This is a genomic window from Herbiconiux sp. 320_LB, assembly GCF_059691755.1.
The window spans coordinates 209110-233163 of the sequence record NZ_JCAWAD010000002.1; the positions used below are offsets into that span (position 1 = coordinate 209110).

Here is a 24054-nt window from a genome sequence, read left to right on the forward strand (position 1 = left end):
CGCTGCGCCCGCCACCTGATCGGGAAGGCGCGGCGCGTGTCCGCGATCCGGCTCTGAGAGCCGGCACCGGATGCACGCCGCGCGCGAGCGGACCGGCGCGGGTCGAGCCAGAGTAGACGTGTGCCCATCGTCCCCATCGCCCGCGATCGCTCCGTTCCGGTCGTGCCCGCGACCGAGCCCGTGCCTGTGCCCGTGCCGCCGCACCTGCGCGCGTTCCACCTGCCCCCGGAGGCGACCGCCGACGCCGATGCGCTGGTCATCCTCGCGATCGGCAACTGCCAGGCCGAGTCCCTCCGCCTCTTCCTCCCGGAGACCACCGCCACCGCATCCGGCCGCCCCATCGTCTCCGTCCGCATCCCGCCGGTGCACGAGCTCACCGCCGCCGACATCGCGCCGCTGCACGCCTGGCTGGCCCGCGCCGACCACGTGGTGCTGCAGCCGATCCGCGACGGCTACCGCGGACTCCCGATCGGCACCCGCGAGCTCCTCGCCGCGACCCGGCCGGGTACGCGCTCCGCGATCGTGCCCGTGATCCGGTTCGCCGGCCTGTACCCGCGGCACCTGATCATCCGCCCACCCTCCGACACCTCGCTCGTGCCGCCGCTCGTCGCGTATCACGACGCCGCGATCCTGGCCGAGGCCGCCGGGCTCACCCTGCCCCCGCTGACCCCCCACGCCATCCGGGCCGTGGCCGAGGCCTCGCTCGGCGAGCTCCGCGAGCGCGAGCAGCGGCACGGGGGCGTCGTGGCCTCCGACCTCTTCACCTCCCCCCGCTTCGTCCTGATGCGCACGATCAACCACCCCGGCAACCCGATCTGGCACGAGCTCGCCCGCCGGGTGCTCGACGCGCTCGGCGTCGAGGCCGAGGTCCGCGACCCCGGGCGCGAGATCCTCGGATCGGTGCACGCCCCCCGCGAGGCCGCGGTGATCGAGGCGTTCGGGCTCGACGAGGCGCCGCGCGACGAGTGGATCGTCGACGGCCGCCCGCTCTCCGCCGCCGCCGTGCGCGAGGCCCACCTGCGCTGGTACGCCGAGCATCCGGATGCGGTACAGGCCGGCCTCGCCCGCCACGCAGCCACCCTCCGCACCCTCGGCCTCGGCGCGGGCCGCGGCGCCTCCAGCCTCGGCGCCTCCGGCCGCGCCGCCTCCCGCCGCGGCGCCTCCGGCCGCGCCGCCTCCAGCCTCGATGCCTCCGGCCTCCCCGACGGCCCCGACCTCAGCCTCGGCGCATCCAGCCTCCCTGACGGCCCCGACCTCAGCCTCGGCGCATCCAGCCTCCCCGACGGAAACGGAGCCGCATGACCGACCTGCTCCGCCCGCCAACCCCGGCGCATCCCGCCCCCGATCTCCCCCACCTCCACATCACCCGCGACCCCCGCCACGGCGTCACCCTCTACGCCCGCCGCCTGGCTGACGCGCTCGCCCCTTCGCCCCTGAGCCCCTCGCCGACCGCGCTGTCGCCTGCCAGCCCCACCCCGCCCACGCAGCAATCGAAGGGCTTGACCAATCAAGCCCCAGGCAGCCACGCCCACCCCCGCATCCACCTCCACTTCACCGACCGCCTCTGGGGCGCCGACCCCGAGTCGGCCGCCGCCGCCATCGAGGAGATCGCGCGACGCGGCCCGGTCACCGTCACCCTGCACGATCTCCCCCAACCCAGCGACGGGATGCGCGGCCTCGCCCGCCGCGCCCGCTGCTACGAGCGGGTGGTGCGGGCCGCCTCGGGCGTGGTCTGCAACAGCCGGCACGAGGCCGACCTGCTCCGCCGGTACGTCGATGCGTCGATCGTGCCCGCGGTCATCCCGCTGCCCGTCGACGCCGAGCCCCTCCCCGCATCCGGCCCGCACACCGGCCCCGCGACCACCTGGATCCCCGCGCCCACCCAGCGCCCCCGGCCCGAGCATCCGACCCGCGCATCCGCCGCACCCCCCACCACCCGCCACCCGAACCCACGGCGGTCGCCCCGCGTCAGCGTGCTCGGGTACGTGTACCCGGGCAAGGGCCACGACCGCACGATCCGCGCCGTCGCCGCGCTCGACCGGTGGCCGCGGGTGATGGTCGAGGCGCTGGGGCGGGCATCCGACGGGCACGAGCGCGACCTCGAGTCGATCCGCCGCATCGCCCGCCACTCGGCCGTGGCGCTCGAGGTCTCGGGGTTCCTCCCCGACGACGAGCTTCTCGCCCGCTGCCGGCTCGCCGACGTGCCGGTGATCGCGCATCAGCACGTCTCCGCATCCGGATCCCTCGCCACCTGGCTCGGCGCCGGCCGCCGGCCGCTCGTGCTGCGGAGTCCGTACATGGAGGAGATGGCCGAGCTGCACCGCGGCGCCCTCACGCTCGTGACGGCCCGCGAGCTGCCGCAGGCGATCGAGCGGGCCCTCGACGACCCGGGCTCGACCTGGCTCGGCCGCCGCGCCGCGCTCGGCCCGACCCTCGCCGAGACCGCCGCCCGCTACCGCTCCTTCTGGGACGCGGTACCCTGGTGACCCCTCCCCCTCTCGGCCCCGGGGTTCCGGGCAACGCCTGGGACATGTTCGACGAGCGGATGCGCGACGCCCAGACGCGCGACGACGGCATGCACGACGACCCGGTGCGCGACGAGCGGATGCACGCGGACCCGCCGCTGGTGTCGGTGATCGTCGTGCACTACGCCCAGCCCGACGACCTCACCCGCACCCTGCGCTCGCTCGCCCGCCAGACCTATCCGCGGCTCGAGGTGATCGTGGTCGACGACGGCTCGCCCGTGCCGCCGCAGTCGGTTCCCGATGGCGTGCAGCTCATCCTGCTGCCGGACCGCGGCTTCCGCGCCGCCGCCGCGCGCAACGCGGGTGCGGCCCGGGCCTCGGGCGAGGTGCTCTGCTTCCTCGACGCCGACACGGCACCCGAGCCCGAGTACGTGGCCCGCCTGACCCGCCTCCCCCTCCTCCTGCCGGAGGCAGTCACGGTCGGCCACCGCCTCCACGCCGACTTCCCTGCGCCACCGACCGAGGCACCGGTCGAGGTGCTGGGCCCGCTCCACGAACTCCCCGAGCCCGCCTGGCTCCGCGACGCCTACGCCGCCTCCCGCAACCTCCTCGACGCCGACCAGCACTCGTACCGGTTCCTGATCGGCGCCGTGCTCTGCTGCTCGCGGTGGTTCTTCGCCGAGGCGGGCGGCTTCGACGAGCGCTTCGACCGCTACGGCGGCGAGGACTGGGAGTGGGCCCACCGCGCCTGGACCTCCGGCGCCGTCTTCGCCCACGTCCCCGACGCGATCGCCTGGCACAACGGCCCCGACCTCGCCGGCCGAGCGATCGACCGCGACGACCTCGTGCGCCGCAAGAACCTCGAGGCGCTGTCGCTCCTCGACCGCATCGGCGTGCCCGGCACGCGCCTCCGCGGCCTCGCATCCGCAGCCCCCGACGTGGTCATCGACCTCGGCGCCCCGCCCCCGCCGACTGGCACCCGGTCGAACCCGACGCCGACGGATGCCGCGGCCGGCGCACGCTCCTCGGCGGCTGCCACGGTCATCTGCGCAGACGTGCTGCTGGCGGCGCTTCCCTTGGCGCGGGTGGTCGTCGACGATCGGCACGCCGGCGCGCTCGCGGGCGACCCCCGGGTCAGCGCGCGCTCAGCCTCCGCCGACCTCTTGCGTGCGGCCCGCGTGATCGTGCTCGCCCCGCATCCGCTCACGGTTCCCCGTGCATCCCGCGCCGCCTTCGCCGCCCAGCTCCAGGATGCGGTCGACGTGGTCGGCAACGGCACCCTCGGGTGGTCGCGCCTCATCGCCGCCAGCACGGCCGAGCCGACCGCCGAGATCATCGTCGCCTCGCAGCGCGCCGAGCGCCGGCGCTCGTGGAGACCGCAGACTCACGGCTTCCTCACCGAGACGACGACGGCCCCACTTCGAGCGCTTCCTGCAGAGCCCGACCTCGAGGCTCACCTCTCCGGTTGGGCCAACTGAGCCGACCCGGCCGGGAACCCGGTCAGGCGGTCTCGGCCTCCGGGTCCGGGTCTTCCTCGGGGTTGAAGTTCGACCCGTCGGGGTCGTGGCCGACGGCGATGCCGGTGTCGGAGTTCGGGATCGTCCCGTCCTTGCCGAGGTTCGGCCCGTCGGTGCCGGGCTGCCGTTCGGTGCCGTCGCGCAGGCCGTCGCCGTCGGTCAGGGAGTCCGTCGCCGTGGGGTCGACCTCCGCGTCGCGGTCGGCCGGGGGCTGGTCGGTCATGATGTCTCCTGACGTCGGTTGCTGATCGTGCCATCATGCCTACGCCCCTCGAGCCGGATGCGCCTGGCCGAGGCCCCCGATCAGCGCAACAAGCGGTGGATCCCCAGGTCGCGCTCGGCCATGATCGTCTCCCGCGACCGCTCCGCCGCCCGCCGCAGGTCGTGCAGCTCGCGCAGCTCGCGATCACCGACACCAGAAGCAGAGCCCGAAGCAGCATCCGCCACAGAAGCAGCCCGAGCCACAGAAGCCGACGCCGCAACCGAAGCCGACGCCGACGCCGACGCCACCCGCCCCCGACGCTGACTCCACGTCACCAACCTGCTCCCGACGGCATAGGCCGCCCGCTCCAGTGCCGAGACCCCCCGGCGGTCGATCGTTCCTGCTGCGTTCATGACTCCTGCTCCTCTCCAGGGGTTCCGGGCGTCTCCTCCGCGTCCATCACGGGGAAGGCATTGAGTTGGATCTGCACCGGCCGCGACCCCGGCTGCCGCTGCCCGCGGTAGCGCTGCACGTACCGGTCGGTCACCGCCTGCAGCTCGGCGACGAGCGTCGCGAGCTGCTCCGCGGTGAGCCGGATGTTCGAGGTGTCGACCGCAGACGCCTCGAGCCACCGCGGGTCGAGCCGGTCGCGACCGTGGGCGAGGTAGTCGGTGAACAGCGCGTCGCGCGTCACCTGCCACTCCCGCAGCACCAGGTCGCTCGCCGCGCGCTCGGCGCTCTGCGGCGGGTAGGTGTCGGCGACGTCGATGCCCTGGGGCACCCGCTCCCACCAGCGCTCCCGGCTCGACCCGCGCGACGAGTCCTCCCGCACGAAACCGTGCTTCTCGAGCTGCCGGAGGTGGTAGCTCATCGACCCGCTCGACTCGCCGAGTCGCTCGGCCAGCCCGCTCGCCGTGAACGCCCCGTACACCGAGAGGGTGTCCAGGATGCGCACGCGCAGCGGATGCGCCAGCCCCTTGAGGCTGGTCAGGTCGATGATGCGGTTCGGCAACTCCTCGGTCATGATCCAAAGATAGCTTTGCAAGCACCTCTTTGCAAACATCTCTTTGCATTGTTTTCTTTGCGCCCGGCCATCCCAGCGCAGCCAACGCAGCCAACGCAAGCATCGGTCACAGCCCGCACACGCCCCGCTCATCGGCGACTCCCATCCACCATCCAGACACCGACGCCCCGGAGCCGGTAGTTTCACCCCATGCCCTTGCTCCTCCCGCGCCGCCCGGCTGCTCGCGCCCTGTGCGCGACCCTCGTCTCCCTCACCCTCCTCACGGTCGCCGGATGCACGGCCTCCCCCGCGCCGAGCCCCACGAGCACGCCGTCGCCCACCCCGACCCCCACACCCACCCCGACCCCGACGGTCACCCCGACTCCCACGCCGACCCCGACCCCGGATCCGCTCGCCGGCCTGAGCCTCGAGCAGAAGGTCGGCCAGCTGTTCATGGTCGGCACCTCCGTCGACGGCGCGAACCCCACCACGCTCTCCGCGGTCACCGACGACCACGTCGGCAGCATCTTCCTCCAGGGCCGCTCGACCGCCGGCGTGGATGCGACGGCCCAGCTGGTCTCCACCTTCACCGCGGCCGCCGCATCCGCCGGCCAGCCCGCGCCGCTCTGGGTCTCGACCGACCAGGAGGGCGGCGACGTGCAGGTGCTGAGCGGGCCCGGGTTCGACACGATCCCCTCGGCCCTCGACCAGGGCGGCCTCGACGACGGCACGCTGCAGACGGATGCCGCCGGCTGGGCGGCGTCGCTGGCCCAGGCCGGGGTGAACCTCAACCTCGCCCCGGTCGCCGACATCGTCACGAATGCCGAGACGGCGCAGAGCAACCCGCCGATCGGCCAGCTCGACCGCGAGTACGGCTACGACGAGGCGACCGTGGTCGCGAAGGCCGGCGCGTTCGCGCAGGGGATGCGGGATTCGAAGGTCATGCCGACCTTCAAACACTTCCCGGGTCTCGGCCACGTGGGCGGCAACACCGACTTCTCGCAGGGCGTCACCGACGGCTTCGTCACCGCCGACGGCCCCGACGTCGACACCTACCGCGGGCTGCTCGCCGGCGGGCCGGCCCTGGTCATGATGTCGACGGCGATCTACGACCAGATCGACCCCTCGCTCCCGGCCGCGTTCTCACCCACGGTCGTGACCGGCGTGCTGCGCGACAAGGTCGGCTTCCAGGGCGTCGTCACGACCGACGACCTGTCGGCGGCCACCCAGGTCTCGGCCTGGTCACCGGCCGACCGGGCGACGCTCGCGATCGACGCGGGGGTCGACCTCGTGCTGGTGTCGGCCGATCCCTCGGTCTTCCCCGAGATGTACCAGGCCGTGCTCGCCCGCGCCCAGAGCGACCCCGCCTTCGCGGCGAAGGTGGATGCGGCGGCCACCCGGGTCCTGGCGGCCAAGGCCTCGCTCACCTAGCGCGGAGAAGCCCGGCGAGCCGCCGCCTCCGCTCCGGATGCCACCGGGTGCGGGTGCGACGGCTCGTCGGGTACGGTCGTCGAGCTGTGGTCGTCGGTCAGTGCGCGCGGCGCCGACGCGTCGCGAGCAGGGCGAGGCCGAGCAGGAGCGCGACGAGCCCCGCCCCGATCATCCCGAGCGTCTCGGCCGCGCCGGTCGCGGCGAGCGACCCGTCGCCCGAGGACGAACCCGCGGGAGCGGAGCTGCTCCCGCCCGACATGCCGTCGCCGTCCGCACCGGTTCCGGCGCCCGGCTGGCCGCTGCCGGGCTGACCGCTGCCCGGCTGGCCGCTGCCGGGCTGACCCGATCCGGGCTGACCGGTCCCCGGCTCACCCGTCCCCGGCTGCCCAGTCCCGGGCTCCCCCGAGCCCGGATCCCCCACGACCGGCCCCGCGTCGACCCCGTCCGGCAGGTGGTCGTCGGCGGTGGCGTGGAACACGACCGAGTAGCTCCGGCTGAACTCGCCGTTCGCCGAGGTCACCGTGACGGTGCGCCCGCCGAGAGCCGCAGCACCCGACACCGCAGCACCCGTCGCCGCAGCCCCCGTCTCCGTGACCGGGCCGGTCCCGTCCGTCACCGTCACGGTCGCCCCGCTGACCGCTGCGGTCGCGGAGACCGTGGGGAGCGCGTGTCCGGCCGGCCAGTCGAGCACGTACGCCGAGGTCGACGGCGAGAACGCGTCCAGCGCGACCCCGGCCACGTCGATCCCGGCCGCCGTCGCCACGCTCGCGCGGGTGCGGTCGGCGTGGTTCGTCACCGTGACCGTGCCCGCCGCGTCGACCACGTAGGTCGCGGTCATCGCCGCGGCCAGGTCGAGACGCTGCCAGCTGACGTCGCCCTCGCCGGTCAGGTCGAGGGGGTACCCCGAATCCAGAGCGGTCTGCTCCAGGATCTCGGTGCGTTGCTCGTCATCCAGCTCGGGGAACGCCGAGCTCAGCAACGCGGCCGCCTCCGCCGGCACCCGGATCGGCTGACCCGCGTCGCCGACCCGCGAGAAGCCGTAGTCGAGGCGCTCGGTGTAGAGCGACACCGCCGCACTCTCGTCGAGCCCGCGGTAGGCCGAACCCTGGCACGCGGCCAGCGTGTCGCCGAAGCCCTGCTGCTCGCAGGAGGCCAGCAGCACCTGCTCGATCTCCTGGTGCGCCGCGTCGATCAGCGGCCGGAACGCCGGGTCCGCCCAGCGGTGCGCGATCGTGGCCTGGGCCGTCATCCGGCTGCTGATCACGTCGAGCGGGTAGTGGAAGCCGAGCACGATCCGGTTGTCGCCGTACTCCGAGGTGCGGGCGAGGATGCCCGGCGCGAGCTCCGGCAGCAGCGTGGCCAGCACGGTTCCGGCGGTGTAACCGCCGTAGGTGTGGCCGCTCGGGAACGACCCGCTCCCGGTCAGCCCGCCGTAGGAGCCGTTGTTCGACTCGCGGATCTTGCCGCCGTCGCCGACCAGCCCCATCCGCACGTACGGCCGCTGGTAGGCGAAGGTGTTCTTCGCGGTGTCGGTGCCGTCGAGCCCGGCCGTCATCTGACCGAACAGAGCATCGGTCAGCGGCAGCCGGCCCGACTTCAGTGCGGCCTGGTAGATCGGGCCGAGCTGGGAGCCCAGCCCGTCGGCCATCGTGACCGTCGCGCTGGTGTCGGCGTCGATCTCGGCGCGGTCCACCTGGGCGGCCGAGGCGGCGCTGTTGATCGCGATGGCGATCCGGTCGTTCTCGGCCGTCGCCGGGGTCGCGTCGGGCAGGGTCTCGTTCGGGGCCAGGATGCCCGGGCCGAGCTGCTTCACGCCCCGCAGCATCCAGACGAACGTGTTCTCCCCGTCCGGCGTCGCCGGCCACGAGTCCGAGGCGGTCGCGGCGACCGCGGCGGAGGCGAGGCCGCTCCCGTCGTCCGTCGCCGGCAGCTCACCGCCGATCCCGGTCCCGGTCCCTGTCCCCGATGCAGCCCCGATCACCAGTGCGACCGTCTCGGCCGATGCCGCCGAGGCGCCGATCGCGTTCACCGCCCGCACGTGCGCCGTGACCTGCGATCCCGTCGGGAGCCAGGCGAACACGGCGCTGCGCTGGTCCGCGTCGTCGATCCGCACCTCGTGCCCGTCGTTGAGCGTCACGATGTATCCGGTGACCGGCGAACCGCCGTCGTCCGCGGGGGTGGTCCAGTCGACCGTGATCCCGGTGGCCCCGGCCGTCGAGGAGACAGCCGCGGGAGCGGCGGGGACGTGCAGGGGCGCGACCACGAGCCCGTCGCGGGCCGCGGTCAGAGCCGAGGATGCCGCGGCCAGCGCGTCATCCGTCGCCGACGCATCCGCCGCGACCGCCTCGGCCGAGACGAGCGCCGACTGCAGCGCCGCCCAGGAGGCGCTCGTGTACCGACGGTCGGTGATGGCCGACACGAGGTCGATCTCGTGCTCGAGCACCAGCCGCGCCCGCGGGATGAGCTGACCGGCCGCGAGCCGGAGGCTGCGCGCCTGCCGGGTCACCGCATCCTGATCGACGGCCTTCGCCGTGGCGGGATCGGCCGAGGCCGCGGCCGCCAGGAGCGCCTGGCCACCGGCGTACTCACGGCTGAAGACCGCGAAGTCGATCGTGTCGTAGCGCTCTCCGGCTCCCGTCAGAGCGGTCGTCTCGGCGACGGCCGACTCGAGGTCGGTGAGGTCGACCGGGGCGGTTCCCCCGCCCGCCGTGGCGGTGAGGAAGGTCAGCGAGTCGATGTTCGCCACGTAGGGATGGTTCGCGTCGCCCTTGGTGGTCAGGCGCAGGTGCACCCGGTGGGTGCCCTTGACGGCGGGCAGGGCGACCGTCGTGGTGCCGGCGTTCGACCATCCCGTGCCCGTCACCGGGAGCGGGAGGGTCGCGTACGGCGTGCCCGGATTCGCGGCGTCGAAGCCGTCGAGGTAGACCTGGATGGCCGAGTCGGTGCCGCACCGGCTGGAGTTGTTGACGTAGTGCACGGCGACCTGGGTGCGCGGCGTGGAGCCGAAGTCGATGTCGCCGTAGTCGAGCCAGGAGCCGTTCGTCGTGCCCCCGAGGTTCGTGACCGAGGTGCCGTCGTTCCAGCTGCTCTTCTCGGCCTTGAGCCCGTTGCCGCTGTTCGAGACCCAGGCGGCGGCCTGGATGCGCACGTCCGTGACGGGCGAGCGGGTGAACTCGAGCGAGGTGATGTTGCCGACGTACGGCTGCGCCGAGGTCTGGGTCGACGACACGAACGAGGCGTAGACGTCCTTGACGCCGGAGAACACGGCCGGGTCGAGGGCGACCGTGGCGGTGCCCTTCGTCCCCCATCCCGAGCCGGTGTAGGCGAGCGGGATGTCGACCTTCGTGGCGGAGGTCAGCGAGCCGAGCCGGAGCTCGATGTGCGAGTCGGAGGCCGCGCGCGAGCTCGGCTTGTCGTAGACCACCGAGATGCTGTCGGCGCCCCGGCCGAGGTCACGGCCGCTCCACTGGGCCCAGGATCCGTTCGCCACGTTCTCGAACAGCCCGTTGGCGAGGTTCAGGGGCTTCTCGCCGTTGCCGGTGCCGGTGACGTTCGGCGCGGTGAGCAGGGCCACCGAGGCCGGACCATCGGCCGGCTGCTCCGCCGCGGAGGAGGCGAAGCGGAACCAGTCGAAGTTCGCGACCCACTGCTGCCCCGACGGGGCGTGGAAGACGAACGAGACCTGGCGAGCGGCCATCAGCGACGCCGGATCGGCGACCGCTGCGGAGACGGTGGTGTAGTTCTGCCAGCCGTCGGTGCCCGGGAGGGCGACCGTGGCGACGATCGGGCCGTCGACACCGCCGGCGTGGACGTCGACCGAACTGGGCGCGCCGGTGGCGGCGGCCGAGCTCGCGTAGCGCACGTCGATCCGCACCGGTGAGACACCGGCGAAGTCCAGGCCGTTGTAACGCACCCAGGCGCCCTCGGTCACGCCGCCCAGGTCGCCGTTGGAGTAGTACGCCTCGCGCTTGAGCGGGCCTCCGCTCCACTCGTCGGAGGCCTCGGCCTCGAGCGTGCGGTAGGCGCCCTCGTCGAGCGTGAGCGCTGCGGCGGCCGACCGGAGTCCCTCGGTCGCGCTGCGCAGACGGGCGCTCGTGGCGCTCGCGTCGCCGAGAACGGTCTGCGCCCGCTGGAGCGCCGACCGGAAGGTCTGGAACGAGGCGTAGGAGTAACTGCCGGTGCGCACCAGCACGGCCTCGTCGACCAGCTGCTGCAGGGCCACCCGGTCGGTCGAGGCGACCGAGAGGGCGAGCGGCGCGAGGCCGGAGACGCCCTCGCCGGTCAGCTGGGCCGCAGTGACGCCGTTCGCCAGTGCCGCGTCGGTGAAGGCGACGAAGAACTTCGCGTTGCCGGAGGTCGAACCCGACAGTCGCACCGAGACGCTCTGCGCATCCACCTGCACGACCTGCGCGGTCACGCCGTCGGGAAGTCCGGAGACGGTCGCGGCGCCGGTCGTCAGGAGGTCCGTGCCCGCGGCGGCGGAGAACGACGCGCCGGCCGCGAGGGTGAGGCGCACCGAACCGTCGACGGTGCCGTCGGCCGCGGCCTCGACGGCCGTGTGGTCGGCGGCCACCGCGAAGGTGGTGCCGACCCCGCCGTCACCGGGCTGGTCGCCGGCGGTGCTCAACGAGTAGGCCGGGGCGGTCGAGGTGCCCCAGTCCGACGGCGTCGAGCCCATGGTGAAGCCGAGCTCGCCCCCGGCGAGGATGTCGGAGTAGTCGACCCAGGTGTTGCCGAAGGCCGTGCCGCGCAGGGTCGCCGACTGCACGTAGTACGCGTCCTTCGAGACGCCGGCCGCCGCGACCGAGAAGTCGGTGCCCGAGGCGCGGTGGATCGTGGTGCGGTCGAAGAACGGCGAGCCGATCTGGTACTCCGACGATCCGGCGGTGACCGGGAACAGGCCGATCGCGGCCGCGACGAACATCGTCGACATGGTGCCCGCGTCGTTGTCCATGGTGGGCAGGAAGCCCCTCGGGTCGAGCTTGTAGACCTGCGTGCGGATGGGCGGGGTGAACTCGCCGCTGCCGCTGGGCGCCTCGTTGGTCGAGCCGGTCGCGATGTAGCGGTTCCAGGTCTCGCCGGTGTAGATCGCGCGCACCCACTTCTGGGTCAGGCTCGGCTCGCCGACGTAGTTGAACAGGTACGGCGCCTGCAGGTCGATCTCGTTGGCGTTCGAGTGCAGCATCGCGTGCCCGTTCTGCGGGTCGTCCTCGCCGAACATGTGCTCGAGGGCGAGCTTCTGCGCCGCCGTGCCGCCCATGGCGTCGGCGAGGCCGGCCATGTCGTAGGCGTCGTACCAGTTGTACTGCCAGAGCGTGCCCTGGTAGAGGCCGGAGGATTCGAACTGCTCGTAGTTCACGCTGCCGAAGTTCCCGGCGGCGTCGCGCGGCGTGAGCAGGCCGACGGGCGTGCCGTCCGCCGCGGTCCACGCGCCGCCCTTGTACAGGTTGGCGATCGGCAGGGCCGCCTGGGCGCGGAGCTGGGCCGCGTCGTCGGTCTTGCCCAGCGCATCCGCCACGACGGCGAGGGCCCACTGGTCGTAGCCGCGCTGCACCGAGTTGCCCGGGTCGTTGGCGATGTAGCCCTGCCGCAGCTGTTCGCCGGTGTAGTACCCGGAGTAGTCCTTGAGAGCGGGGTAGGCCTCGTCGAGACGGTCGAAACCGGTGAAGCCCTTCGACAGGGCGTCCGCGATGATCACGGCCGAACGCTCCCAGCGCACGGTGGGCACCGAGTGGGTGAGCTGGTTCAGGGTCTTGCCGGTCTGCGCCGTGTCGGCGAAGAGGACGATCAGCGACTGGATCATGTCGCGGTACATCTCCGGGTCGACGTAGGCGAAGACCGAGTACTTCCGGAAGTCGTCCCACGACGACCAGCCGTCGTAGTAGGTGAAGCCCTCGGCGCGGTGGATGCCGCCGTCGACGCCGCGGTAGGTGCCGTCGGTGCTGGTCGCGTTCATCGGGATCGCGAACATCCGGTACAGGTGCGTGTAGAAGAGCTTCTTCAGGGTGCCGTCAGGGTCGCTCGCGACCGAGGCCGAGACGTCGACGGTGCCGAGGCGGTCGTTCCAGACCCGGTTCGCCTGGGCGCGCACCTGGTCGAAGCCGAGCGTGCCGAGCTCGCGACCCTGGTCGACGCGGGCCTGGTCGGCGCTGATCGGCGAGATCGTGACCTCCAGGCCGATGTCGGATGCGCGGGCCGGGTCGAAGGTGACGATCGCGCCGGTGTCGGTGCCGGTCTGCGAGGTCGCGGTGCCGAGCTTCTTGTCGTCGCCCCAGGTCGTGACGGTCGTCGCCGGCTGGGTGGTCTCGGCGTAGTAGAACAGCTCGTAGGCGGCGCCGTTGAACGAGCCCGCGATGCGGCCGCCGAACGAGACCCGGCCGTCGTCGAGCGTCGTGACGTCGACCGAGGAGCCGGTGCGGCTGGTGAAGTTGTTCGCCAGATCGAGCACGAGCGACGGCGTCTGACCGGCCGGGAACCCGTACCGCTGCACCGCGGTGCGGGTCGTCGCGGTGACCTCCGCGTCGATCGTGCCGCCGGTGCGGGTCACCGCCCCGTCGGTGCCCGTGATGGCGCCGAGGCCGACCTGGTAGTAGCCGGGGCTCGCCGTCTCGTCGTCGTGCGAGTAGTCGTGGGCGTAGCTGCCGGTGCTGGGGCGCGCGCTGTACGTCACGCCGGTCGGCACGACGAGGATGTCGCCGCCGCCGCCCGAGCCGCCCACGCCGTCGAGGTTGGTCTGGGTGAACCCGGCGATCTGATCCTCGCCGTAGTCGTACCCGGTGTGGTTGCGGTTCGGCGTGGTCAGCGGGTTGACCTTCGCGATGCCGTTGGGCAGCTGGGCGCCGGGGAGGTCGTTGCCGTCGTCGCCCGCGGTCGAGACGAACGGGTCGACCAGCGACGTGTAGTCGGTGGCCGAAGCGGCGACGTCGGACACGGCGCTCGACGAAGCCGGGCGAGCGGGGCTCTGACCCGCGGCGAAGGCCGGGACGGCGCCCCCGGTGACGGCGATCGACGCAGTGAGCGCCATCGCGACGGCGACCGAGCGGATGGTGGCGACCGAGCGGACGGTGAGGATGCGAGACAACGAGTACTCCAGATCAGACGGGTTCCCAGGCCTCCTCGACCCGCGCCACGAGGGCGCGCGCGTCGAGGGACACCCGCAGACGACACGGAGCGCGTGAACTCGGGATGAACGGCGGATGGAACGCCGGCGATCGACCCGGTCAGACGGCCTTTCCCAGATCGCCGCCCTAGGGCGTTCCGGGCGTGTCGCACGTTGTCATAGTCGTATCGGGGCCAGCCACGACCCCGCCGGTCGGCGTAGCGTGGAGGGCATGACTGCACTCGCACCCACCCTCCCGCTCAACGACGGCAACCGCATCCCGGCGATCGGTTTCGGCACCTATCCGCTCCGCGGCCAAGAGGGCGTGGATGCGATTACCTCGGCCATCGAGGTGGGGTACCGCTCGCTCGACACCGCCTTCAACTACGAGAACGAGGGCGCCGTCGGCGAGGCCGTGCGCCGGGCGGGCGTGCCGCGCGACGAGCTCTTCATCACCTCGAAGCTCCCCGGGCGCTACCACGGCCGCGATCTCTCGGCGCAGGCCGTGCGCGAGTCGCTCTGGCGGCTGGGTCTCGAGCACCTCGACCTCTACCTCATCCACTGGCCGAACCCGAGCGTCGACCGCTTCGCCGAGGCCTGGGATGCGCTGGTCACCGCCCAGCAGGAGGGCCTGGTCCGCTCGATCGGCGTCAGCAACTTCACCGAGGAGCACCTGCGGCGGATCATCGCCGCCACGGACGTGACCCCGGCGGTCAACCAGATCGAGATGCACCCGTACTTCCCACAGACCGCCATGCGCGCGGTGAACGCCGAGCTCGGCATCCAGACCGAGGCGTGGAGCCCGCTCGGCAAGGGCAGCGCCCCCTACGAGGAGGAGCCGGTCGCCTCGGCCGCCGCCGCCCACGGGGTCACCCCGGCACAGGTCATCCTGCGGTGGCACGTGCAGCTGGGCAGCGTGCCGATCCCGAAGAGCGCGACCCCCTCACGCCAGGCCGAGAACCTCGACGTGTTCGGGTTCGAGCTGAGCGAGGCCGAGGTGACGGCGATCACCGCCCTCGGCCGGCCGGACGGCCGCCTGTTCGGCGGCGACCCGGACGTGCACGAAGAGCAGTAGGGGCCGCCGCACACGCCGGGCGCGCGCCGGGCGCGCGTCAGGCGTCGCGTCGCCCGGTCTGGCGATCCCAGTCGAGCGACTTGAACTGCAGGAAGGTGCAGAGGTTCCCCGCGACGACGACCTCGGCCGCAAGACCGGCCAGGTGGTACGGCGTCATCGCGGTGTCGTTGCCGCGGGCGGTGAGGGTCGCCTCCCAGAGCGGGTCGTCGATGCCGATCGGCTGCATGAAGATGTCCGCCGGAGCGTTCTTCAGCCGCACGATGACGAGGCCGGTGTCGCGCCCGTCCGTCCCGTCCTGCAGGACGACGTCCAGGTGTCCGACGATGCTGTGGCCCTGCTGGCGGAACTCGTCCACCCACTCCTCGAGGAGTTCTCTGGTCCGGTAGGGCAGACCGGGGTTATCAATGCTCATCAGGGAAATGATCACACAGCAGGCTGGATGAACGAAGCCGGCGGATCACAAAGTGTACTGAACCCAGGAATCGCCCGTCATCGGTGGCCCGGCGCCCGGCGTCGCCGGCCGAGCGAGCCGTACGCCAGCACGGCCCAGCCGAGCAGCAGCGCCGCGAGCGCCCCGACGACCAGGCCCGGTTCCGCCGCCGCCGAGCCCCGCGCTCCCGCGCCCGTCGCCGCCAGCTGAGGCGAGGGCAGAGCGGCGGGAACGACGTTCGGCGCGGGGAGGGCGGCGAGGAACGCGGCCGCATCCACTCGCCCGGCGCCCGTCGCATCCCGCTCGGCGACGACGGGGAACCCGGTGGAGATCGGCACCGCCGTGGCCGTGAGCGCCGCTCGCAGCTCGGCCGGGGTGGCGTTCGGCGAGTACTGCCGACCCAGGGCGACCACGGCCGCGACCGAGGGTGCCGCCGCCGAGGTGCCCCAGAAGGAGTACACCCCGGGCCGGCCGTCGACCGGGCGGGTGCTGCTGAAATAGTTCGTCAGGATGCGGTCGACACCCGTGACGTCGGGCTTCGGGCGGATCACCGGCTCCGGCAAGGGGCTCGGCACGGGAGTGACGCTCTCGTCGACCGAGAAGTACTCGGCCACCGGGCCCAGCGAGCTGAAGGTCTCGAGCGTGGTCGGCGCCTCGGCCGGGGTCGCGGCCACCGTGACGACGAGAGCGCTGCCGCCGTGCCCGCTGATCGTCGACCCGACACGATCGTCGCCGATGGCGCCGAAGTACTCCGCCGCGATGATCTGGTCGTGGAAGGCCCAGATCCAGTCGAGGGCGGGCGTGACCGCGGCCGACGGCCCGCGAGAGAGGTCGCGCACGATCGAGAAGTCGTAGGTGCCGTCCAACGGAGGCTTGTAGGCGCCGGCGGTGATCGCGAGTCCGTCTGCGGCGGCACCGAGGATGCTCGTCGCCCCGGCCGGATCGGTGACCGCGAGCCGGAACGCGCCCTTGGCGGTGCCCCAGGCCTCCGACCACTGCATCGAGAAGGTCGAGGCGGTGTCGGCGGCTCCGAGTCCGAGCGTGTCGGTCGGGTCGGCGGGGCCGCCCTGGGCGAAGTCCATGCAGTCGAAGGGGCCGGGCGTGGCACCGGAACGGGTGCTCATCGCGACGACCACCGCGTCGGGGCAGGCCGTCGGGCGGTAGGCCGAGGTCTCCCAGCCGTTGACCGGGTGGCCGGCGCTGCGGTAGCCGTCCCACCCGGTGTTGTTGTAGTTGCCGGCGCTGGTGAGGTAGGTGACGCCCTGACGTTCGGCCTGGGCGATCGCCCCGCCGACGGGGCCGGAGTAGTAGAACGGCTCGCCGAACAGGTAGAGGTCGTCGACGATCACGGTGGCGCCCGCGGCGGCCAGGGCGAGGATCGAGTCGTGGAAGGTCAGCTCGTCGATCCCGGAGGAGGCGTACGCCAGCTTCGCGCCCGGGGCGATGCTGTGGATGATCTGCGCCATGGCCCGGCCCTCGTCGCCCACCTCGTCGCCGGTCTCGTCGCTGAGCACGGTGACGGGCTGTTCGTGGCCGCAGGGGTTGCCGGGGCCGGGCAGCAGGCCCGCGGCGATGTCCTCGGCCGGGGTGCTGAGCGCCGTGGTGCTCCCCGCGTAGGAGTCGGAGAGGATGCCGACGGTCACGCCGGTGCCGTCCACCCCGTGGATGGCGGAGGCGAGGTCGGCCCGCAGCGGCGCGGGCGCCACCGCCTCGACGCTCCGGCACCCCGCTCCCGCCGCGGTGCCGCCGACCGGAGCGCCCTCGGCGGACGCGGGCACCGCCGAGGTCGCGGGCTGCAGGGCCTCGACGACCGAGGCCACGCCGGGCAGCGCGGCGACCGCCTCGAGCCGGCTCGGAGCGACGAAGGCGCTCGCCCGCGCGTACTCCACGGAGGTCGACTGCACATCGGCGAGCGCCGCCAGTGCGGCGAAGTCGGCCTCGGTGGGTCGGGTCGCGTACCGGATCGACACGGCGATCCGCCCCTCCTCGACCTGCAGGCTCCCGGCGCCGTCCTCGGCCACCCCGAGCGCGGCGGCGCTGTCGTCGGGGTCCGAGCCCTCGGGCAGGTCGGCCACCGCTTCGAGCCGGTCGGACAGCCCGACCACGTCGGCGAACACCTCGCCCTCGTCCGGAGCCCCCGGCCCGCTCGGCTGACCCGGCGCCTGGGGAACCCCGGCGGTCGAGGCGGTCGAGGCGGTCGAGGTGGTCGAGGTGGTCGAGGTGGTCGAGGTGGTCGAGGTGGTGGCCCCCGCGGCATTCGCCGCCGTCGGCGGAGCCACCAGCCCCGGGGCCAGCAGCCCCACGGTCACGAGGGTCGCGCCGGCCAGCAGCAGCGACACCTTCCCGGTCGTCGTCGTCATCCTGTTCCCCCACGGCACAGCCACACGCTAGCGCATCGCCGCCCCGCACCGCCGGGCGGTGTCACCGCACGCGACGCCCAGCGTCGCCGTCCCACATCCCCGCCGTGCGTCGCCGCGCTCCATCCCCTCGCCCTCGTCCCGCCCCCTCAGGCGCTGGCATCCCCGCGGCCACTCGCATCCCCCTCCCCTCCCCCCGGCCACTCGCATCCCCGCTCCCTCCCCTCGGCCACTCGCATCCCCCTCCCCTCCCCCCGGCCACTCGCATCCCCGCTCCCTCCCCTCGGCCACTCGCATCCCCTCCCATCCCCATCCCCATCCCCATCCCCTCGGCCGCTCGCATCGGCCGCGGGGCCGCGTCAAGGCCCCCGCGGAGGATTGGGTCGGCGGATCGGCGGTTGTTATCGTGAGACGTCCTCGCGATGCGCGGGGCGGTCGCCGGGGGTCGGCGGCGGAACGAGGGGGAACAATGGCCGAGACCGTGGGCACGTCGCGATCCGGAGCCGGGCTCCGCCTCCCCCTGGCCGCGGGCGCGGCGCTCGCCCTGGGCATCCTGACCCTCGGCCTGGCCGGCCCGGCCGCCGCCGCACCCGCAGACACCCCTACACCCGCAGACACCCCCGCCACCGCGTCGATCCCGATCGGCTTCGTCACCGTGCAGAACGGCGACGGCCGGTTCTACCCCACCGTCGAGATCCTGCTCGGCACGAACCCCGATCCGTACACGGTCATCCTCGACACCGGGTCGACCGCCCTGGTGATGTTCCACGACGACATCCCCGGCGCCACGACGACGGATGCCCCCGCGAGCGTGCAGTACGTCGGCAACGGGGCGACCGGCACCATCGCCACCGCCGACTTCTCGATCGGCGGCGAGACGGCGAGCGACGTCAACTTCCTCGCGGGCACCTGCAGCACCAGCTGCTCCTTCGGCGGCAACGAGCTCGACGGCGTGCTGGGCATCGGCCAGGCGCTGCAGGAGCAGAAGAGCGCCTCCTCGCCGAAGACGACGTACCCGTGGTACAGCCCGCTGCGCCAGTTCGACGACTCCGCGCTGAGCGCCGGCTACAGCCTCGGGTTCACCGAGCAGGACAACGTGATGACCTCCGGAACCCTGACCCTCGGCGCCCCCGCCGTGACGGCCACCACCCCCGGCGTCGTCACTCTCGGTGCCGCGACCGCCTCCGGCACCTACCCGAACGTGCTCGAGAGCCCGGTGTACCAGAAGGCGGTCCCGCTGTGCTGGAGCGTCGAGGACGTCGCTCCGCTGTGCCAGGCGACCACGATCGACAGCGGCGCTCCCGCCGGGATGCTCACCGGCAGCCAGTTCGAGGGACTCTCCGACGACCTCGTCGCCGACCAGACGGGGCTGGCCGCCGAGAGCGGCATCGGCACGATCGCCGACGGCGACAGCCTGAAGTTCTCGGCGTCCGCCGGCGCACCGTCGATCGCGAGCTGGGTCGCGACCCGGGGCATCCACAAGATGGAGCTCTTCAGCTCGATCCCCGACGGCCACCTCAACACCGGCAACGCGTTCTTCGTGGGCCGCACCCTCAGCTACGACGCCGCGACCGGCCAGATCTTCGTGCAGGCCGGCGCGCCCGCACCCGCCGCCCCCGCCACCGTCTCGGCCGCCCCCAGCGGCAGCGGCACGGTCACCGCCCTCTGGGCCGACCCCACCCCCGCCGCCCAAGCCACCACCACCACCGCCGCCGGGGCGACCGACGCATCCGCCCTCACCGCCACCGCCCAGGCCACCGCCGACCCCGCGCCTGCCGCCACGACGTCACCGGCCGCGGCCGAGACCGCCGCAGCCCCCACCCCCGCCGCCGAGCCGCTGACCGACCGCCTGGTGCGGGTCCGGGATGCGGCCGGCCACACGGTCCGCCGCTTCAACCTGCCCGGCGAGGCCACCTCGGTCACCATCGCCGGCCTCGTCGACGGGCAGACCTACTCGGTCGACATCGCCTCGGCGAACCGCCGCGGCGTCAGCGAGTATGCCAGCGCGATCGTCACCCTTCAGGCCCCGGCGGCCTCGCCTTCAGACCCGACCGGATCCGCCCGCCTCGCCGACACCGGCGTCGCGGCGACCTCTCCCCTGCTCTCCGCGCTGTCGTCGCCGCTCCCCCTGGGCCTCTTGCTCGCGAGCATCCTCACCGGCACGCTCCTCCTCCGCAGCGCCCACCCCCGGGCCGCCCGCCCCCGGGCAGCCCGCCCCCGCGCCTCCCGCACCCGCCCCGACCGCCGAGACTGAAGCCACCCCCGCGCTTCCACCAAACGCGTCGCGCTCCCCGCGCGACAGACGCGACAGACGCAGACCGACCCTGGCGCGGCGCTGCCCGTCGCGGTTGAATCGAGCATGGAACCCATCTTCTGGATCCCCATCGGCATGATCATCGTCATCGCGATCGCGGTGGCGGGCTACTCCTACTGGCGCACCGAGAAGAGCAAGCTCGACGTCGAACGCCGGGCCGAGCTCGAGGGCGCCCGCGAGGCCGACGAGCCCCGCCCCTAGCAGCGCCGCCCGCCGCCGCCGTCACCCGCGAGGCAGCCGCCACCCGCCGGTGCCCCGCCCCTAGACCGTCGGCAACCGCACGGTCGCGGTCGTGCCGACCCCCGGCTCGCTCGCCAGCACGAGCGATCCCCCGTGCGCCCGCACGATCCGCTCGGCGATCGACAGGCCCAGCCCGATCCCCGGGATCGCCTGCTGCTCGGCATAGGCTGAGCGGTGGAACAGCTCGCCGGCCCGGCTGAGGTCGGCCGGCGACATCCCGACCCCCGTGTCGGCCACCTCGATCACGACCTCGTCTCCTTCCCGCCACGCCCCCACCACGACCCGCCCGGCGGCCCGGTTGTAGAGCACCGCGTTCTCGATCAGGATGTCGGCGAGCTGAGCGAACCGCGACGGATCGACGCGAGCCGCCACCGCTCCCCGCCCGGCCCGGCGGGGCGGGCCGGCGTCGAGGGCCACGCCCCGTTCATCCGCCGCCGCGGCCGCCCGCTCGAGCGCCGAGGCGACCAGGGGTGCGAGGTCGACCTCGGCGGCCGAGACCGCGACCGGGTGCCGGCCCGCGTCGAGCACGTCGTCGATCGCGCGGGCCAGCGCGTGCGCCTTGCGGTCGATCACCTCGAGCCAGGCCCCGGCCGCCGAGTCGCCCACGTCTCCGCGGATCAGATCGGCGTACCCGATGATCGAGGTCAGCGGCGTCTTCAGCTCGTGCCCGATCGTGCGCACGATCTGCTCCTTGCTCTCCAGCGCCGACATCAGCTCGGAGACCTCGTGGGCCACGATCAGGGTTCCGCCGTCCGGGAGCCGCCGCCCGGTCACCGAGACCGCCAGCTGGTCGCCCGGGCGGCCGACCCAGTAGACGACGCCGTCGAGCTCGCCCGAACCGAGCATCGCCGCGATGTGCTCGCGGTCGCTCTCGACCGGTGTGACCTTGTCCCGCCGGTAGATCCGCACCCCCGACCCGTCTCTCGACCCCGCCCCCGCCGTCGACCCCGGCCCGGGATGCGCCCCGCACTCCGCCCCCGACCGCGCCGCCCGCGGGTCACCCCCCGCCGCATCCGCACCCCACAACCCGGCCCTCCTGGCCAGCGCCGTGGCGGCCTCGTTCAGGGCGACCGGACGGCCGTCCCGGTCGATCCGCGCGACCGCGGCCCCGATCGCGTCGGTCACCACCCCGTAGATCTCCTCCTCGACGTCGTGCACCGCGCGATCCACCCGGAACCGGGAGGCCGCGATCGAGACGGTCACCAGGATGGGCATCGCCAGCGCCGGCAGCAGCACGATCCGGGCCCACTCGGCCGCGGTCGTCGGCAGCCCCGACGTGCGCAGCGCCGCCGCCCCCGCGAGCACCGACCCCGCCAGAGCGAGCACGAGCCCGCGCGTGCGGAAGGCGTAGGCGAGCCAGAGCAGGGGCAGCAGCACCAGCATCCCGGCGGCCGGGAGCAGCTGCGTGACCGCATGGCGCACGAGCAGCCCCGCGACCAGGTCGGCCAGCGGAAAGGCGATCACGGCCGGCTCAGGGATGCCCGGGACCGCGACCACCACGGCCATCCCCAGGGCGGCGATGACTCCGGCCGCCACGATCTCACCGGAGAGCGTATCGGAGTCGAGCGAGATCACCGCGGCGACCACGATGGCCGTCGACACGAGGAAGCCCAGTTGCAGGATGAGCGGCTCGGACAGCCGTTCTCCGCGCACCACTCTCATCCGAACCGCCCCCCATCGCCGAAGCGGCTCCGCTCCGGAGTCAGCCTAGGGCTGGCTGTGTCCCCAGAGCCTGGAAGGACGTACACCCCAGAACTGGGGGTCAGGCCCGGATGCCGGGCACGGCCCCCGGACGATACGCTCGCATTGACTCGGCGCGCCCCGTCACCCACCCGGCGCGCCGAGTCATCGCCCCATGCGGAATCGATCCCCCCGGCGTAGGTTGACATCAGATCGATGTGACGCAGCCGCACGTGAGACGGCGGCGGTCAGGAGACGGTGAGCGTGACTGTGTGGGTAGTCCTCGACATCACCGAGTGGTCGCGCGACATCGTCGGGGTCTTCGCCACGCGGGACGCCGCCATCAGTGCGATGGACCGCACGAGTTCGTGGGGCTTCAGTCTCGAGGAGTGGGTCGTCGAAGGCGGCGACCGTCTGGCGGGGAGCCGGAGCGGCGGGTCACCAACGTCCGCGTGAAGACGCCTCGGTGCCCGCGGAGAAGTCTTCGACCGGCTCGTCGATCAGTCTGAGGTCGCCGTCGTTCGCCGAGGCGATCAGCTGCTTGAGCCAGGCCCGGTTCATCACCGGCGGCCGCGTGCCGTAGAAGTGGAAGTGGATCATCGAGGCGGGGCTCACCCAGATCGAGTGGCGTCCGCCCTCGCCGTCCGAGCTCGACTCCCACGAGAACGAGAACGACTCGTTGCGCCGCAGCTTCGAGAACACCGCGACCTTGAGGTGAGCCAGGGCGCGATCGTCGATCTCCACCTCGTAGCCGTCGCGACCACCGTAGATCAGCTTTCCCACCGTGACCGTTCTTCCCTCGTCGTTGTACTCAATGTAGCAAGCCGAACCGGGAGACCCGTGGGCTTGACATCCGCCGCCGGGTCGTTTCGGCCGGTATCCGCGTGCGGTTCCCCCCGGGGAGGTTTGCGGTCGCGCCGCCGGGATTGCGGTTCCGCCCGCGACACCGTGCGCTTCACTGGAGACACGATGAACAGCGCCACCGCCGACACCGCGGCGCGCGACCTGACCCGGGCGCTGCGCCGTCTGGCCCTGGTCGCACCGCACGGATCCTTCTCCGAGCCCTCCCCCGGTCTCGCCCTCCTCCGCTCCGGCAGCGCCGTGCCGACGCTGAACGGCGTGGTCAGCTGGGTGCCGGCCCCCGAACCGGCCGAGGTCGGGATGCTCGCCGACGAGGCCGCCGCGTTCGGCGTACCGTGGAGCATCCAGCTGCGGCGTGCCCCGTCGCCCCTGGTGCTCGGCATCGCGAGCGGCCACGGCCTCGCGCGCGACCGCACCCTCGACCTCCTGGGATTGGCCGACCTCGACGGCCACGGCATCGAGCCGGTCCCGCGGCCGGGGTTCCGGGTGCGGCCCGTGCAGGGCGGGCACGGGCGCAGCCGCCGCGCCTGGGCCGGAGCGCTCTCGCGCGGGTTCGGGATGCCGCCGGCCGCGTTCGGCGACCTCACCTCCCGGGCCGTGCTCGACGACGAGCACTTCACCGCGTACCTCGGCGAGGAGGGCGAGCTACCCGTCGCCACCGGGTTCAGCGCGCTCGAAGACGGCGCGCTCGGGGTGTTCGGTGTCTCGACGCACCCGGAGCACCGCGGCCGCGGGGCCGGGCGCGCGGTACTCGCCCGAATTTTGTTCGACGGCTATGCGCGCGGGGCCCGCCGGGCGTACCTGCAGACCACCGCCTCCTCCTCGCCCCGGCACCTCGGACTCCACTTCGGCTTCGAGCGCATGGAGAGTTGGAGCTACCTGGTCGCCGCGCCCTGACGCGGGCCCGCCGAGCCGCGAACGAATCCGGCCCGAGCCGCCCCGGCCCCGCCCGACCCCTCAGGCCGGGTCGACGTCCGGATCGCCGAGGTCGAGGTCGAGCTCCTCGAAGGGCAGCTCGAGGTCGGCACGCGCCGAGGGCACGGCCACCGATCGCACGCTGCTCACCCGGCCGAGGCGCCGCACCAGGTCGTCGACCGAGCGCGAGAAGTCCGGCTCGGCACCGTGACCGGCCTCCGGAACCGCCAGCATCGACGTGCCCTGTCCGACCACGAAGGCCGCCGACGAGATCCCGTCCTCCGCCTCCGAGTTCGCCGGAGGGTCGGCGAGGATCGGGATCTCGATCACCTCGGCGACGCCCCTCGTGGTGAGGGCAGCCGTGAGCTCGATCAGTGCGCGCGCCACGTCATCCGAGGTCAGCACCGATTCGCCGGCGTAGGTGATCCGCTTCATCTCCCCACCATCCCCCCGGTGCGGTCATCC

18 protein-coding genes are annotated in these 24054 nt (G+C 73.3%); 9 read left to right on the plus strand and 9 right to left on the minus strand.

The window, feature by feature from the left end:
• Positions 1-120: 120 nt before the first annotated feature.
• Genes AC59HU_RS05120 through AC59HU_RS05130 form a run of 3 tightly spaced genes read left to right on the plus strand, consistent with a single transcriptional unit; the run spans position 121 to position 3943 of the window.
• Positions 121-1302 carry a WcbI family polysaccharide biosynthesis putative acetyltransferase gene (locus tag AC59HU_RS05120; protein ID WP_497222280.1) on the plus strand — a complete coding sequence of 394 codons (1182 nt, stop codon included), beginning with the start codon at positions 121-123 and terminating at the stop codon, positions 1300-1302.
• Entirely contained in the window at positions 1299-2486 is a 1188-nt protein-coding gene (locus AC59HU_RS05125) for a glycosyltransferase (protein ID WP_497222281.1), read from the plus strand. Before AC59HU_RS05120 ends, AC59HU_RS05125 begins: the two co-directional genes overlap by 4 nt.
• Positions 2483-3943, plus strand: coding sequence for a glycosyltransferase family 2 protein (locus AC59HU_RS05130; RefSeq protein WP_497222282.1), 1461 nt, complete (start codon positions 2483-2485; stop codon positions 3941-3943). Before AC59HU_RS05125 ends, AC59HU_RS05130 begins: the two co-directional genes overlap by 4 nt.
• A 22-nt stretch (positions 3944-3965) precedes the next feature.
• On the opposite strand, the gene AC59HU_RS05135 is transcribed toward AC59HU_RS05130, so the two are convergent.
• From AC59HU_RS05135 to AC59HU_RS05145, 3 genes are all read right to left on the minus strand, one after another.
• Positions 3966-4205: a hypothetical protein gene (locus AC59HU_RS05135; protein WP_497222283.1), complete on the minus strand. Its 240-nt coding sequence runs from the start codon at positions 4203-4205 to the stop codon at positions 3966-3968.
• Positions 4206-4285: 80 nt separating this feature from the next.
• Positions 4286-4429, minus strand: a complete 144-nt coding sequence (locus AC59HU_RS05140) for a hypothetical protein (protein WP_497222284.1) — start codon at positions 4427-4429, stop codon at positions 4286-4288.
• Between the two features lie 164 nt (positions 4430-4593).
• Positions 4594-5208, minus strand: a complete 615-nt coding sequence (locus AC59HU_RS05145) for an ArsR/SmtB family transcription factor (RefSeq protein ID WP_497222285.1) — start codon at positions 5206-5208, stop codon at positions 4594-4596.
• 189 nt (positions 5209-5397) lie between these two features.
• On the opposite strand from AC59HU_RS05145, the gene AC59HU_RS05150 reads away from it, so the two are divergent.
• Entirely contained in the window at positions 5398-6618 is a 1221-nt protein-coding gene (locus AC59HU_RS05150; RefSeq protein ID WP_497222286.1) for a glycoside hydrolase family 3 N-terminal domain-containing protein, read from the plus strand.
• Between the two features lie 97 nt (positions 6619-6715).
• Here AC59HU_RS05150 and AC59HU_RS05155 read toward each other — a convergent pair whose 3' ends face one another.
• The gene (locus tag AC59HU_RS05155) at positions 6716-13699 is read right to left on the minus strand and encodes a glycoside hydrolase domain-containing protein (protein ID WP_497222287.1); all 6984 of its coding nucleotides are present in this window, start codon (positions 13697-13699) and stop codon (positions 6716-6718) included.
• 250 nt (positions 13700-13949) lie between these two features.
• Between AC59HU_RS05155 and AC59HU_RS05160 the strand changes: the two genes are divergently transcribed.
• A complete protein-coding gene (locus AC59HU_RS05160) occupies positions 13950-14792 on the plus strand; it encodes an aldo/keto reductase (protein ID WP_497222288.1) in 843 nt (280 codons plus the stop codon).
• A gap of 37 nt (positions 14793-14829) precedes the next feature.
• Here the strand turns inward: AC59HU_RS05160 and AC59HU_RS05165 are convergent, their stop codons facing one another.
• Together AC59HU_RS05165 and AC59HU_RS05170 are read right to left on the minus strand one after the other, a co-directional pair.
• The gene (locus AC59HU_RS05165) at positions 14830-15204 is read right to left on the minus strand and encodes a hypothetical protein (protein ID WP_497222289.1); all 375 of its coding nucleotides are present in this window, start codon (positions 15202-15204) and stop codon (positions 14830-14832) included.
• 77 nt (positions 15205-15281) lie between these two features.
• Positions 15282-17582: a S8 family serine peptidase gene (locus AC59HU_RS05170; protein ID WP_497222290.1), complete on the minus strand. Its 2301-nt coding sequence runs from the start codon at positions 17580-17582 to the stop codon at positions 15282-15284.
• A 466-nt stretch (positions 17583-18048) separates the two neighbouring features.
• Between AC59HU_RS05170 and AC59HU_RS05175 the strand changes: the two genes are divergently transcribed.
• Together AC59HU_RS05175 and AC59HU_RS05180 are read left to right on the plus strand one after the other, a co-directional pair.
• Complete coding sequence (locus AC59HU_RS05175) at positions 18049-19833, plus strand: pepsin/retropepsin-like aspartic protease family protein (protein ID WP_497222291.1); 1785 nt, start codon at positions 18049-18051, stop codon at positions 19831-19833.
• 105 nt (positions 19834-19938) lie between these two features.
• Positions 19939-20094, plus strand: a complete 156-nt coding sequence (locus tag AC59HU_RS05180; RefSeq protein WP_497222292.1) for a hypothetical protein — start codon at positions 19939-19941, stop codon at positions 20092-20094.
• 60 nt (positions 20095-20154) lie between these two features.
• On the opposite strand, the gene AC59HU_RS05185 is transcribed toward AC59HU_RS05180, so the two are convergent.
• Complete coding sequence (locus tag AC59HU_RS05185; RefSeq protein ID WP_497222293.1) at positions 20155-21786, minus strand: sensor histidine kinase; 1632 nt, start codon at positions 21784-21786, stop codon at positions 20155-20157.
• A gap of 291 nt (positions 21787-22077) precedes the next feature.
• Between AC59HU_RS05185 and AC59HU_RS05190 the strand changes: the two genes are divergently transcribed.
• Positions 22078-22269, plus strand: a complete 192-nt coding sequence (locus tag AC59HU_RS05190) for a hypothetical protein (protein ID WP_497222294.1) — start codon at positions 22078-22080, stop codon at positions 22267-22269.
• On the opposite strand, the gene AC59HU_RS05195 is transcribed toward AC59HU_RS05190, so the two are convergent.
• Complete coding sequence (locus tag AC59HU_RS05195) at positions 22252-22596, minus strand: DUF7882 family protein (RefSeq protein WP_497222295.1); 345 nt, start codon at positions 22594-22596, stop codon at positions 22252-22254. The two genes, AC59HU_RS05190 and AC59HU_RS05195, sit on opposite strands and share 18 nt — an antisense overlap.
• A 186-nt stretch (positions 22597-22782) precedes the next feature.
• Between AC59HU_RS05195 and AC59HU_RS05200 the strand changes: the two genes are divergently transcribed.
• Positions 22783-23571, plus strand: a complete 789-nt coding sequence (locus AC59HU_RS05200) for a GNAT family N-acetyltransferase (protein ID WP_497222296.1) — start codon at positions 22783-22785, stop codon at positions 23569-23571.
• A gap of 60 nt (positions 23572-23631) precedes the next feature.
• On the opposite strand, the gene AC59HU_RS05205 is transcribed toward AC59HU_RS05200, so the two are convergent.
• Positions 23632-24024 (minus strand): hypothetical protein, encoded by a 393-nt coding sequence (locus AC59HU_RS05205; protein WP_497222297.1) that lies wholly within the window; start codon positions 24022-24024, stop codon positions 23632-23634.
• Positions 24025-24054 lie beyond the last annotated feature (30 nt).